This window comes from Mesorhizobium sp. WSM4837 (genome assembly GCF_055811435.1).
On record NZ_JBVVQE010000008.1, the window covers coordinates 34,102 to 46,906 of the forward strand.

The 12,805-nt window shown below is 60.8% G+C and carries 9 protein-coding genes; 5 read left to right on the forward strand and 4 right to left on the reverse strand.

Translation table 11 applies throughout. The features are described 5' to 3' along the window. Nucleotides 1–1,566 (reverse strand): GumC family protein, encoded by a 1,566-nt coding sequence (locus AC0L3D_RS06550; RefSeq protein WP_473643556.1) that lies wholly within the window; start codon nucleotides 1,564–1,566, stop codon nucleotides 1–3. A 171-nt stretch (nucleotides 1,567–1,737) separates the two neighbouring features. Here AC0L3D_RS06550 and AC0L3D_RS06555 point away from each other — a divergent pair, with 171 nt between their 5' ends. After that, nucleotides 1,738–3,045, forward strand: coding sequence for a VpsF family polysaccharide biosynthesis protein (locus AC0L3D_RS06555; RefSeq protein WP_473643558.1), 1,308 nt, complete (start codon nucleotides 1,738–1,740; stop codon nucleotides 3,043–3,045). A gap of 17 nt (nucleotides 3,046–3,062) precedes the next feature. Here AC0L3D_RS06555 and AC0L3D_RS06560 read toward each other — a convergent pair whose 3' ends face one another. Further along, nucleotides 3,063–4,184 (reverse strand): glucosamine inositolphosphorylceramide transferase family protein, encoded by a 1,122-nt coding sequence (locus tag AC0L3D_RS06560; RefSeq protein WP_473643560.1) that lies wholly within the window; start codon nucleotides 4,182–4,184, stop codon nucleotides 3,063–3,065. Between the two features lie 519 nt (nucleotides 4,185–4,703). Here AC0L3D_RS06560 and wecB point away from each other — a divergent pair. From wecB to AC0L3D_RS06575, 3 genes are read left to right on the forward strand one after another with little or no spacing between them, the layout of a single operon-like run. Then, nucleotides 4,704–5,858, forward strand: coding sequence for a non-hydrolyzing UDP-N-acetylglucosamine 2-epimerase (wecB, locus tag AC0L3D_RS06565; RefSeq protein ID WP_473629096.1), 1,155 nt, complete (start codon nucleotides 4,704–4,706; stop codon nucleotides 5,856–5,858). Then, on the forward strand, nucleotides 5,851–7,182 hold the full coding sequence (gene wecC / locus AC0L3D_RS06570; RefSeq protein ID WP_473643561.1) for a UDP-N-acetyl-D-mannosamine dehydrogenase: 1,332 nt from the start codon (nucleotides 5,851–5,853) through the stop codon (nucleotides 7,180–7,182). Before wecB ends, wecC begins: the two co-directional genes overlap by 8 nt. After that, a complete protein-coding gene (locus AC0L3D_RS06575) occupies nucleotides 7,179–7,982 on the forward strand; it encodes a WecB/TagA/CpsF family glycosyltransferase (RefSeq protein WP_473643563.1) in 804 nt (267 codons plus the stop codon). The genes wecC and AC0L3D_RS06575 overlap by 4 nt, the downstream gene beginning before the upstream one ends. 104 nt (nucleotides 7,983–8,086) lie before the next feature. Here AC0L3D_RS06575 and AC0L3D_RS06580 read toward each other — a convergent pair whose 3' ends face one another. Next, on the reverse strand, nucleotides 8,087–9,526 hold the full coding sequence (locus AC0L3D_RS06580) for a lipopolysaccharide biosynthesis protein (protein WP_473643565.1): 1,440 nt from the start codon (nucleotides 9,524–9,526) through the stop codon (nucleotides 8,087–8,089). 151 nt (nucleotides 9,527–9,677) lie between these two features. Between AC0L3D_RS06580 and AC0L3D_RS06585 the strand changes: the two genes are divergently transcribed. After that, entirely contained in the window at nucleotides 9,678–10,796 is a 1,119-nt protein-coding gene (locus AC0L3D_RS06585; RefSeq protein ID WP_473643567.1) for a glycosyltransferase family 4 protein, read from the forward strand. Nucleotides 10,797–10,903: 107 nt separating this feature from the next. On the opposite strand, the gene asnB is transcribed toward AC0L3D_RS06585, so the two are convergent. Beyond that, the gene (gene asnB / locus AC0L3D_RS06590) at nucleotides 10,904–12,790 is read right to left on the reverse strand and encodes an asparagine synthase (glutamine-hydrolyzing) (protein ID WP_473643568.1); all 1,887 of its coding nucleotides are present in this window, start codon (nucleotides 12,788–12,790) and stop codon (nucleotides 10,904–10,906) included. Nucleotides 12,791–12,805 lie beyond the last annotated feature (15 nt).

The following is a 12,805-nucleotide window of genomic DNA, read 5'->3' on the forward strand; positions in this document are numbered from 1 at the left end:
TCAGGCTCGGCTGACGCCGATGCCTGATCGGTTCGGCGGCTGGCGCATGTCGCGAACGATACCCATGGCAATGGCCAGCAGCATGCCCAGAGCAAAGCCGGCGAAAGCTCCCAGGCCTGCCGTCACAGGGGTGCGGGGCGGCCACGAGCGACCCGGTGGCGGCACGGCGGTGGAAATCACCTGCACATTGGTGGTGTCGATCTGCTCGCGCTCGGTGATTTGGCGCGCGCGAGACAGGAAGCTTTCATAGACCGCCCTTCTCGAGGCAGCGTCGCGTTCAAGCTCACGCAGGGCGACCTGGGACTCGCTGTCGGTGAAAACGTTGTTCTTCAGAGCGTTCATCCTGGCGGTGAGAGAAGCCAACGAGGCGTTGGCCTTGTCCAGGTTGGCTTTTGCCGTGCCGACCGTGCGGGAGAACTCCGCCCTGAGTTGAGAACTGACGGTTTCGAATTCTGTCCTGAGCCGGACGATCGTCGGGTGGCGCGGACCAAAGGTCATGGACTGAGAATCGATCTGCTGCCGCAAGCCATTCGCCTTGTCGCGCAGCACTGAGAGTGCTGCCGAAACCGCGGGGTCAGGATTGGCCCCATTGACACCGGAAGCAACCAAGGCGTCGTAACTTGCCTGCGCCGCGATGACGCGCGATTGCGCCTCGCCAATTTCGCTATTGAGCTGCGTCATCGTCTGCGAACTGACAAGCTGGCCATTGCTGGCCGACAAATTGTGGCTGCGCCTGTAGCTCTCGACCTTCTCTTCGGCTGCCTGCACGTCGCGCTTGAGTTGGCCGAGCCGGCCCTCAAGAGCAGTTGCGGCACGGCCGGCGCCAGCAGCTTCGGCCGTGGCCAGTTCTTCCTGGAAAGCCTTCACCATGGCTTGCGAGATCAGGATCGCCTTGCCGGTGGTTTCTGCCGATACCGCGAGGGTTGTGACGAACGAGGTTTCATCTGCAGCGACGCTGACCCGCTGCGCCAGGCTTTTCTGGGCGACAAGCTTCGGATCGGACTTGCCGCCACTCACTGCAGCACCAGAGGTGGAAGCGGTCTGGTCCGGATCGAAAAACTCCGGATCGTTGGCGAGACCGAGTTCGTCCACCACACGTGCAAGCACGTTGCCGGAGGTCAAGATGCGCTGCTTGCTGCGCGCGTTCAGTATTTGGCTGTCGACCTGGCCCGGTTGCGAGTAGACATCGTTTTCCACAACCTGCAAATTGGCAGGATTGATGAGGATTTCCGTCGTGACGGTATAACGCTGTTTGCTCAGCAATCCGTAGGCGGCGCCGATGACGCCGCCGGCCACCGCCAGCATCAATGCCAGGACGAGCCCGGCACGCAGCCAGACAAAAAGGCGTCGAAAATCGAGCTCGAGGAAATCGGCGATCTTGTCGAGCGTCACCGTCGGGACAGGCTCGGGCGTGGGCGGAGTGACAGGGGCGGAGGGGCGCGCCGTGACCGGAGCATCCTGTTGCAGCCTTGCCCTGCTGGCGCGCCGCGCATTGGCGATCCGCTCGAACGCGCTGAGGTCGGAACCCGCTGCAGAGGGAGGGGTTGTGCCGGAAGCGGCGGACATGGTGCTAACTCTGGTTATTCGCTACGCGGACCAGCACTACAGAAAGATTGTTAACATGTCATTTTCCAAGTTGGCATATTTTGCCGAGTCACGCACCGCGTCCGTTCAGCGGCCCCTTGAATGGATCTCGTTGGCCAGAATGCCGTTTGAATACCTTCACTTGGATCGGCCATGAGCTATCCAGCTGCCGTATCGGAACGATCCAGCCAGGCGCGCCGTCAGAACGCGCTGTCGATTCTGTTTTTCCTGTGCGCGGCGTTGGCGTTCCTGCTCCGCTTCACGGTCTCACCGCAGATCATGAACATGGTCGTCGACTATACCGCCGACGGTGGCTCGTTCTACGAGAAACTGCATGTCGGCACCTATGCTATCTTCCTGCTGCTTCCTGTCGTCCTTTTCAGCCGACCGTTTCTGCTGCAAGGCGACGAAATTGGAATCTTCAAGGCTTTGCTGCTCTATTCTGGGGTGATTTTCGCGCTGGTGCCGTATCTGTTCATCACCGGCCGTGCCGGCTCCTCCGGGTTTATCATCGATACCTATCTGGTGGCGGGCGCCGCAGGCCTGTTGATGCTGGCCCTGAACGCGCAAGTGCGGCGTGCCTTGGGCGACCTCGTGCTTGGGATGGTGGTCCTCAGCGCTGTGATGGGCACGATCGAAGCGGTGACTCAACATCGATTTCTGCCCTACGGTCTCACCGAACTGCAGTTCAGGCCGATCGGCCTATCGGCGCACCCGCTGGCCCTGGGCGCGCTCTGCGCCACAGTCATCGGGTTCGTACCGCTGACGAACTGGCGCATATGGGTGCGGGTGCTGGCGATCTTCATATTGCTCGTCGGCTGTGCTGCATCAGGCGCCCGCGCCGCCCTGTTGCTCGCTGCCGCAGAAACCCTCATCCTGCTGATGTTCGTGCCCTGGCCGCGCCTGTCGCTCAAGCATCAGCGGCAGGCCAAGTCTGTCGTGCTGCTGTTCGCCGTGGCGGGCGGCGCAGTGCTGGTGGCCATACTGTTTTCGGGCGGGCTGCTGAACCGATTCGGCAACACGATCTTTGACGAAAATTTCATGGCGCGGGTGACGATCTACCAGGTGTTCGGACTTGTCAGCTGGAAAGACATCCTGTTCGGCATGAACGTCGACGACCTCTTGGCAATCGTCAACGAGAAGTTGCATCTACCCTATATCGAGAGCGCGCCGGTGGTCATCATCATGCTGTTCGGCTTGCCGATAGCCGTGCTCTTCATCGGGCTGGTGTTCTGGTTCATTTTCCGGTTGCTGCGCGGGGCGCCGCTGCCGGCATGGATCGGCACCATCACGTTCCTACTTGCTGCGCTGTCGAACAACGCGCTCTCGTCAAAATCGCCGGAGATCACCATTATCGTGGTGTTGCTGCTTGCCTATAGAAACGCCCCGTTTCGAAGCGGGCCGGCCAGCATACTGTCGGCCGCGGCTGCTTCCAAGCCAATACTGAATCGGCCTGGATAGCGCAGGCTCCAGACGCGTCAGCCGGCGCTATCCACAACCTCGACATTGCCTGCGCGGTTGAGCGTGTGAATGCCCGTGCGGGCCCATGCCGGCCCCGGGCCGATCGGGCGGGGCGGCGCAAAACTGACATCGAAATCGTCAAGCCGGTCCAGCCGCATCAACCCGAGACCGCCGCCATAGGCTCTCGACCCGTTTTGCACCGGCAGCACCAGGGCGTCACCGTGGCGGATAAAGGCGCCGCCGGGGCGAGCGGCCGAGTGATCGACGGCGATGGGATTGAGCGCATGCGCAACCCACGGCCCGCGCAGCGAGGGTGCGGAATAAACCGCCATCGTGTCCGACGCGCTGCCATAACCGAACCGCTCCGTCCCCAACAGCCAGAAGCGGCCGTCCGATTCGAGCAGCGTGGCATCATTGAAATCCTTGTCCGTCAACAGCACGGTGTCGCGTACCCAGCGATCTGGAAACTGCGCGGCGCGGTAGAGCACAAGCTCGCGCGCCGCCGCACTTTCAGGAATCATGAAAATCTCGCCGGCGTGAGCGAACACCTGCGGATACGACAGGTGGTGCTTTTCCTCCAGCACCACCCTCGGTACGCCGAAGTTGCCGTCGGCGCCCAGTTCGGCGACAGAAATCACGCCGCGACCGGTAGCGTAGGGAAATTCCTCAACAAACAGATAGTGGCGGCCATCCCGCTCGAGGACGAACGGATCGGCATAGAATCGCTGGCCATCGTCCGCGAGGACGGTGAACGGCTTACCGTCGAGTTGCCCGGTTTCGGCGACACCTGGCCCGTCGATCAGCCGATAGGCAACCTGCCAATAGAAGGGACGTCGTCCAAGCCTGAGTTTTTGCACGGCGCGATCGAGCAACCCGCGGCAGAAAAAGGGCAGATAGTGCCGGACAAAACCGGCGTTCCTCAGCATCGGCGCCGGACTATCGGCAATTGGCGCAAGTTCGCCCGCGGCAAAACGGGCAACGCTTTGCGCAACCAGCGAGATGGCCCCAGCGAGCAGGTCGTTGCAGCTGCGAGACAGCCAGAGCCGGTCGCCGAGCATCGGTCGGCCCCGGGTGACTGTGACGCCGTCGAGGCGCACGGCAAGTTCGGGCAATCGCCCGCTCGCCAGCGTCTCGGCCACACCGGCAGGGAAGCTGCTGCGGCCGCAAAATTCGAGCGTCAAAACCGGCGTGCCTCGCCGTGCGAAAGTGCCGGTAAGATCGACCACGAGTTCGGCCGGACCAGAACCGCCAGACGGCAACGGCTCGGAGCGGCTTGCCAATGAGGGACCGAAGCGCCGGCTCTCGATCGCCAGCACACTATCCAGGCCGCGTGCGATCGGCGCAGGCGTCGGCGCGCGGCCGCTCGAAACCACGTGACCGCCTGCGCTCAACCGCACCAGAAGCGCATTTTCCCAGCGCCGAGATCCGACCGTGTGGCCGATAATTAAAATATTAGTCAATCGAATATATTCTTTTTCAAGACTACTCTGCCAGGATACCTATCGGTTCAGGCTTTCATAAGAGTTACCGGGGCGAACGTGGGCTTGGCTGTTAATCATATATTAAGATTTAAGGTAACGGAGGCGGCTTCTGCCGCTATTATAGCTCGTGGCGAATAATCGGCAGGTCGCGACGCCTTCTGGCGACCAGGATCAGCAATGAACATCCTTTCACATCCAAAACTGCCGTCCAGGCAAAAACTGCTGATCGTGTTCGGCACCAGGCCTGAGGCGCTCAAATGCTTTCCGGTGGTGCGTGCCGCGCTTGCCCATCCAGGTTTCATCACCGAGACATGCATCACCGGCCAGCATCGCGAGATGGTCGACCAGGTCATCGAACTGACCGGCCTGCCGGTGCATCATGATCTCAACATCATGCAGCCCGGCCAGACATTGTTCGACGTGACCTCGCGCGTGCTGCTGGGCATGGCCGAAGTGCTGGAGCAGGCGAAGCCTGATATCGTCCTCGTGCAAGGCGACACGACCACGGCGATGACTGCGGCTTTGGCTGCCTTCTACAAGCGCATCCCGGTCGCCCATATCGAGGCCGGATTGCGCAGCCACAATATCAACTCTCCGTTTCCAGAGGAACTGAACCGCAAGATTGCCGGCGATATCGCGACCTGGCATTTCGCGCCGACCATCCAGGCGCGCGACAATCTCATCGCCGAAGGAAAGGCTGCGAGCACCATCTTCGTGACCGGCAACACGGTGATAGACACGCTGTTGCATTTTTCCGGCGCGATCGACGCCGACAGTCTGATGAGCGCAAAACTCGCCGCCGGTTTCCCGTTCCTCGATCCGGCCAAGAAAATGGTGCTCGTCACAGGTCATCGTCGTGAGAATTTCGACGGCGGCATCCATCGTATCTGCACGGCGCTGAAGGGGCTGGCAATGCGCGAGGACGTGCAGATCGTCTATCCGGTCCATCCCAACCCCAATGTGCGCTCGGTGGTCAACGCAGAACTGGGCGGCGTGCCGAACATCCACCTGGTCGACCCGCAGGACTATCTGCCGTTCCTGTTCCTGCAGAAGCAGAGCTATCTGGTGCTGACCGATAGCGGCGGCGTGCAGGAAGAAGCGCCTTCGCTCGGCAAGCCGGTGCTGGTGATGCGTGAGAATACCGAGCGGCCCGAGGGGATCGCGGCGGGCACCGCCCGTCTCGTCGGCACCGATATCCAAAAGATCCTGTTGAATGCCAACAGCCTCCTCGACGACCAGGAGGCCTATCGCGGCATGGCGGAACGACACAACCCATATGGCGATGGCCGGGCCAGTAACCGGATCGTTGAGGAACTGCTGCATCATGGCTGAGATCAAGACCGTTTCCGTTATCGGCATGGGCTATATCGGCCTGCCGACCTGTGCCATCTTCGCCAGTCGTGGGCTCGACGTCATTGGCGTCGACATCAACGAAGCGGTGGTCGAGAAGGTCAATCGCGGCGAGATCCACATCGTCGAGCCGGACCTCGACGGTCTGATCCAGAAGGTTGTAGGCAACGGCAAGCTCAGGGCTTTCTCGACGCCGCAGCCGGCGGACGCCTTTGTCATCGCCGTGCCTACCCCGATAACCGAGAACCACAAGCCTGACGTGAGTTATGTGCTCGCGGCGGCACGAAGCATCGCCTCGGTGCTGAAGCGGGGAGACCTTGTGGTGTTGGAATCGACATCGCCGGTCGGCACGACGCGCATCATGACGGGACTGCTTGCCGAGTTGCGGCCCGATCTCAAATTTCCTCTCGCGCATGGCGAACAGGCCGATGTCCTGGTCGCCTACTCGCCCGAGCGGGTGTTGCCGGGAAAGGTCCTAACCGAGCTGATCAACAACGATCGCTCAATCGGCGGACTATCGCGCAAGTCGTCGGAACGCACCGCTGCACTCTATTCAACCTTTGTTGCCGGCGACCTGTTCACGACCCAGGCCGAAAGCGCGGAACTGGTGAAGTTGACCGAGAATGCGTTCCGCGACGTCAACATCGCCTTTGCCAACGAGCTTGCGGCAGTGTGCCAGGATCTGTCGCTCAACGTCTGGGAGGTGATCGATCTCGCCAACCGGCACCCCCGCGTGAACATCCTGCAGCCGAGCCCGGGGGTCGGCGGCCACTGCATTGCGGTCGATCCGTATTTTATCATCGATGCCGCGCCCAACAGCACGCGGCTGATGGCTTCGGCACGCCGGATCAATTCCGAGCGTCCGTTGTCGGTGGTCAGGGATATACAAGCCTTGCTCGACCCGTCCCGCAAACAGACGATCGCTTGTCTTGGCCTCAGCTTCAAACCCAATATCGACGATATGCGCGAGAGCCCGGCCGTCGAGGTGGTGAAGCTTTTGTCGGATATTCCCAACCTGAAGATCATTGCGGCTGAACCCAACGCACACAGGCTGCCGCATGAGCTCGAGGGCAAGGGCATCGTCTTCACCGATGCGCTTTCCGCCATCGACCAGTGCGATATCGTCGTCCTGCTGGTCGACCATCGGCAGTTCAATCTGGTTGATCCCGAAGCGCTCAAGGACAAGAAGCTCATCGACACCAGGGGTTTGTGGACCTGGCGCAAGGCACGCAAGCCCGACGCCCGCATCGAAGGCAAGAAATCAGCGCTCGAGGCGCTTCCTGCAAGTGCAGAGGAGGCCGCATGAACGCGCACGACCCGGCATGGGCGCAGCATCGCCTGTTGGCGTCGCGGCGCCGGGAATTCCTTGGCGCGCCGATCCATGCGCTGACCATGGCCGAGACGCTGGCCATCGCCGATGAGGCGATGACCCTGCGGCGGCCGCTGCATCATGTGGTGGTGAATGTCGCCAAGCTTGTGAACATGCGCGACAATAGCGAGCTGCGGGAGGATGTGGCGACGGCGGATGTGATCAACGTCGACGGCATCGGCGTGCTTTGGGGGGCGCGTCTTTGCGGCGTTGCGCTGCCGGAGCGGGTGGCCGGCGTCGACATCATGATCAATCTGCTGAGCCTCTGCGCGAAGCGTGGCTTCAGGCCCTTCCTCCTGGGCGCCGAACAATCCGTTCTCGATGCCGTTGGAATGCGACTTGCCAAGGATCATCCGGGTCTCGTCGTCGCCGGCATGCGCAATGGCTATTTCAAGCCGGAAGACGAGGCCGGCATCGTCGAGGCGATCAACGCCTCGGGGGCCAACTGCCTGTTGGTGGCGATGCCGACGCCGCGCAAGGAGCGCTTTATCAAGCGCTATCGTGACGAACTCACCCCGAGTTTCGTCATGGGCGTGGGCGGCAGTTTCGATGTCTATGGCGGCAAGGTTGCCCGGGCGCCAAAACTGGTTCAAGCGGCCGGTCTGGAGTGGTTGTTTCGCGTGGCGCAGGAGCCGCGACGCTTGTGGCGCCGCTACTATGACACCAACGCCGCCTACGCGGCGCTGCTGTGCCGGGAGTTATGGGGCCGTCGGGGACGCCGGAAGGTCGGTCCATAAATAGCGATTGCCAGGGCGCCGACCCTGGGCTGCTGCGTCGGTCCGAAGTCGGAGCCGCCTTTTCCAGGACTATGGCACGGCAATTTGGCAAATGCCGTTGCGGCCTAGGCGAGCCTTAGCCGCGCCCTCAGCTTGGCTACGAATTGCATCGCGGCGGCAGGGTAGACCAGCCAGGTCAGCCCGAAGAAAACCACTGCGCCAGCGGCGCCGCCGGCGACGAGCGAGAAGATGGCCGGCATATCGCCGAACAGAGCGCTGGCAAGGCCGGCGGCCAGCCCCGTGCTGGTCGAGATGACGACCGACATGCCGATGTCGCGCCATGGCACCGGCACCGGGGTGAGCCGTTCGCTGATGATAATGCAGGCTAAAAGGCCGACCAGCGATCCGCCCGCCAGTGCCAAAGCAGCGCCGACCTCCGCCATCGGCGGGATCAACAGCACGGACAGTGCGATTGTCGCCACCGAGCCGAAGGAATTGGCGATGATCAGCAGCCACGGCCGCTTGTGCGCGTGCACCACGGTGCCATAGACGAAGCTGGCGAGATTGGCACACAGCACGCTGAAGGCGATGATCGGAAAGAGCAGACCGAAACGGCCGTGATATTCGGAGGGCAGCAGTAGCTGCGTGATATCGCTGCTGAGTGCGACCAGCATCGCTGCAACCGGCAGGCATAGGCGCATCATCAAGGCCATCAATTGCGACAGCAACCGGCCCGATGCCGCAGGCCCGTCGTCGTCGAACCGACTGACCACCTCGGGAAAGGCGCCCATGTTAATGGAATTGGCGACCATATCGATCGGCTGGCGGGCCAGTGCATAGGCTGCGGCGAAGATCGCCACTGCGCCGGCATCGTAATAGATCTTGAGGAACACACGCTCGGCGCTATGCAGGCCGAAGCCTACCAGCGCCATTATGACCAGGGGCACGCCGAGGACGAAGAACTCCTTTTGGGTGAAGCGTGGCGGACCGGCAACGACGCGTCGGGATGCCATGATGCCCGCCACGATACCGGCGATTAAAACACCAAGGCTCGAGCCGAGCGATACCGTCAGAAAGGAATCTTGAAACAGGACGATGGCGCCGATCGGCAGCGCCAGCTGCAGCAGGGCGCGCAGGAACTCGAGCATCGAATAGACCGAATGACGCTGCTGCATCTGCAGCACCGTCAACGCGTAGCGGCCGATGGAACCGGCAATCAGGTAGCTGCACACAGCGGTCGCGAACTCGACCCAGCGCTCCGGCACGATCACTGCGGAGGCGACCACGGATATGATTAGCGCCAGTGCCGTGCTGGCAAGCAACACCCGCCCGGCCAGTATCAGGCTGCCGCGGCTGACGTCGCCTTTGCCGCCAAGCCTGAGCAAAGCGATGCGCAGCCAGTTGGTTACCGCAACGTCGGTCATTTCGCCGACGGTCACCACCAGGGTCAGCAGGCCATACTCGGTCTGATCGATCAACCGCGTCACGATGACCAGCAGGAGCAGCGCGGAAATCCGCGTCAGCAGGATCGCCGGGGCATAGATGAGCGTGGAGCGCAGCAGCAAAGGGTTGTCCCCGAAAATTCACCTTCGTTAACCGTCGACCGGCGGAAAATCCAGCGTGATGACGGCAAAGGGTGAACAGATTCAGTTTGAACTAACGGATTCGTAGTAAACCCTATTTGAAACCTTTGCTTTGTCGTTCCGAAATGGAGTCATGTTGCAGCGTCCGGTTCACAATCAAAAGGTCCACGTCCTTGTCGCGACGCCTTCGGGCGTTTCGGGGCAGGGCGGGATCGACCGCATCATGGGGGCGCTGAAGCAGGAGTTCGAGCGGCAGGAGATCGCCGACATCGATGTGCGCTTCCTTGCCAGCCGCGGCCCGGGGCATGTCGGATTTTCGATCTTCTATATGTTTGACTTTTGCTTGCGCATGCTTGCGGCGCGTTTGGGCAAGCGCGCCGATGTCATCCACATCAATATATCAGTCTCCGGCAGCACCTATCGCAAGATGGTGATCGCCGCCTGCGCACGGCTGCTGTCGATACCCTATGTCCTGCATTTGCACGGGGCGGAGTATGAGACATTCTGGAAAGACGATCGCAGTTTCATGAGCCGCCGCATCGAAGCTCTGTTCGAGCGTGCCGGTCGGGTGATCGTCTTGGGCGGGCTTTGGCGCGACTTCGTCGCCAGCCGGGCACCGCGGGCGACCGACAATATCGTCATCGTTCCCAACGCCACGGCGATTCCCTCCTTGGCGCATGTCGGTGGCGGCGACCATGTGCATATCCTGTTCCTTGGCCGCATCGGCGACCGCAAGGGCGTGCCGCAATTGCTGGATGCGCTGCACCGCATGGAGCCGATCAGGAGTTGGCGCGCGACGATCGCCGGCGATGGCGACGTCGAGGCGGCACGGATGAGAACGGCCGAACTGGGCCTTGCCGAGCGCGTTACCCTTCCTGGCTGGGTCGGGCCCGACGAGGTCGCTTCGCTGATCGCTTCGGCGGACATTCTGGTCCTGCCCTCCTTTGCCGAAAACCTCCCCGTCTCGGTCATCGAAGGTATGGCCGCAGGTCTGGCGGTAGTGACGACGCCTGTCGGCGCCGTGGAGGATATCATCACAAGCGAGCAATCCGGGTTGCTGGTGCCGCCCGGCGATGTTGCGGCGTTGACCGAGGCGCTGACACGGCTGGTCGAGAATCCGGCATTGAGAGCCAGGCTTGGTGCTGCCGCGATGGCCGTGCATCGGGAACGGCTTGAGCTCGCACCGTTCGTCGGTGCGATCTGCGACGTCTGGAGGTCGGTCGCGTTAAAGGCTCAATCGGTCAAGCGCTGACGCTGTCCTGTAAACATGGACGCTGAGGTTGCGCGCCGTCGCTTGAGTGCGCAGGTGAGCCTAAGACGAGCAGCTGCGGGTCGAGCGCGACACCGATCCCATTGGCGTCACTGCGGCGCTCCAAGCGCGAATTCGCGATGGAATATTTCCAAATTCAACAGCGCCCATATTAGCTTTTCGTGGTCTGCCGCACCCTTGGTGTGCTCCGAGACAATTTGATCAAGGTATTTCGCGCTCAAATAGCTGCGAATGACGGATTGAGAGGAGCAAAGATGGTCGTGCACGTAGTTCCTCATCGACCCGCGAAACCATTCGGCGACAGGCACCTTGAACCCGATCTTGCGGCGGTTGAGAATTTCCTCAGGAAGCATGTTCGCCATGCTGTTGCGCAAGATCAGCTTACCCTTCCGCCAACCCACCTTGTAGCGATCGGGCAATTTGCTGACGAACGCAACCAGATCGCGATCGAGGAACGGCATTCTTCCTTCGATTGAACCGGCCATCATCATCCGGTCGCCTCGTTCCAAGAGATTGTCGGGCAACCACGATGTCTGATCGAAAAACAGCGCCCGGCGAAGATGGGATGCCTTCGCGCTTGAGGAGAACGGGAAGTCGTTACGTTCATTGCCGCAATTGGCCGGCGCACCGATGAGGCGACCGTGTTCCCGCGCTGTCATGGCTCCAAACCAGGAGATCATCCGGGCGGCAAAGTCTCTTTCACCCGCGCTTCGGGCAAATGTATCGAACTTGGCCGATGCGCCAGGCATGGCGCGTATCAAAGGGGCGAGGAGGTTATTGTGGAGCAAGGCTGGAACGAGCGACCGGTAAATTCCAGCCAGTGACTCTGCGCGATGTTTGGGATACCCGCCGAGAATCTCGTCTGCCCCTTCCCCTGTGAGCACCATCTTGACGTCCTGCGAGGCTCGCTCCGACATCAGGTAAATTGGAATGTCCGAACTTTGTGAAACAGGCGCGCCCAGATGGCGAATCAACTTGGGCAGTTGGTCAATCAGGTCGTCCGCTTCAATGACCAGTTCGCAATGATCAGTCTTGAAATGATCGGCGACGCGTCGCGCGAATGGGAGTTCACTATAGGCCGGTTCGCTGAAACCGACCGAAAAAGTACGAATGGGCTTGTCGCTGTGCTTGGTCATCAGGGCGACGATTGCTGACGAATCGAGGCCTCCGGAGAGAAAGGCGCCAAAGGGTGCATCGCTGCGCATTCTGATCTCGACGGAATGGTCGAGCAGCTCCAGAAATCGTCGCTTGGCGGTTTCGTCTTCGATATCCTCGGTCAGATCCGTTTGATCTGGAGGCGTATAATAGCGCGTTTCCGTCACGGTCCCTTGCGACCAAACGGCATAGCTTCCGGGGTTGAGTTTGCGGATTTGTTTAAAAAGCGTGCGCGGTCCAGGCACGTAACGCCAGCGCAAATACTCGTGCACGGTGTCTAGATCGAGCTGCGCTTTTGGCTGCGATGACAACAACGCGTTGATCTCCGAGGCAAACGACAGCAATTTTTCGCTTTGCATCAGATAAAGGGGCTTTTTGCCGAAGGGATCCCGGCCGAGGATCAATTCGTGCCTCTGAGCATCCCAGAGCGCAAAAGCGAACATGCCGCTCAATCGGTCAAACATGCACAAGTGCCACTGATCGTAAGCTCTGAGCAGCACCTCAGTGTCGGAGCGCGTTCGAAAATGATGACCGAGGCCGATCAGTTCCTGGCGCAACTCGATGTAGTTGTATATTTCGCCGTTGAAAATAATCCTGAGACGGCCGTCGTCGATATGCATCGGCTGATTTGATTCGGCGTTTAAGTCAATAATCGCCAGGCGGCGGTGCACCAATGCCAATTGGTTCTCGCCGGTATTCAAGTCCAGGAACTCGATGCCTTCGGCATCGGGACCACGATGCCGCAATGTGCTGGACATTTTGGCGGCCCGATCTTGTGGATTCTCGACCCTCGGGCCGATCCAGCCGGCAATTCCACACATTATCTCTTCCCTGGG

Bases quoted from the DNA above. Each gene is read 5' to 3' on its own strand.
- AC0L3D_RS06550 (WP_473643556.1), bottom strand. From the start codon at position 1,566: ATGTCCGCCGCTTCCGGCACAACCCCTCCCTCTGCAGCGGGTTCCGAC.
- AC0L3D_RS06555 (WP_473643558.1), top strand. From the start codon at position 1,738: ATGAGCTATCCAGCTGCCGTATCGGAACGATCCAGCCAGGCGCGCCGT.
- wecB (WP_473629096.1), top strand. From the start codon at position 4,704: ATGAACATCCTTTCACATCCAAAACTGCCGTCCAGGCAAAAACTGCTG.
- wecC (WP_473643561.1), top strand. From the start codon at position 5,851: ATGGCTGAGATCAAGACCGTTTCCGTTATCGGCATGGGCTATATCGGC.
- AC0L3D_RS06575 (WP_473643563.1), top strand. From the start codon at position 7,179: ATGAACGCGCACGACCCGGCATGGGCGCAGCATCGCCTGTTGGCGTCG.
- AC0L3D_RS06585 (WP_473643567.1), top strand. From the start codon at position 9,678: ATGTTGCAGCGTCCGGTTCACAATCAAAAGGTCCACGTCCTTGTCGCG.
- asnB (WP_473643568.1), bottom strand. From the start codon at position 12,790: ATGTGTGGAATTGCCGGCTGGATCGGCCCGAGGGTCGAGAATCCACAA.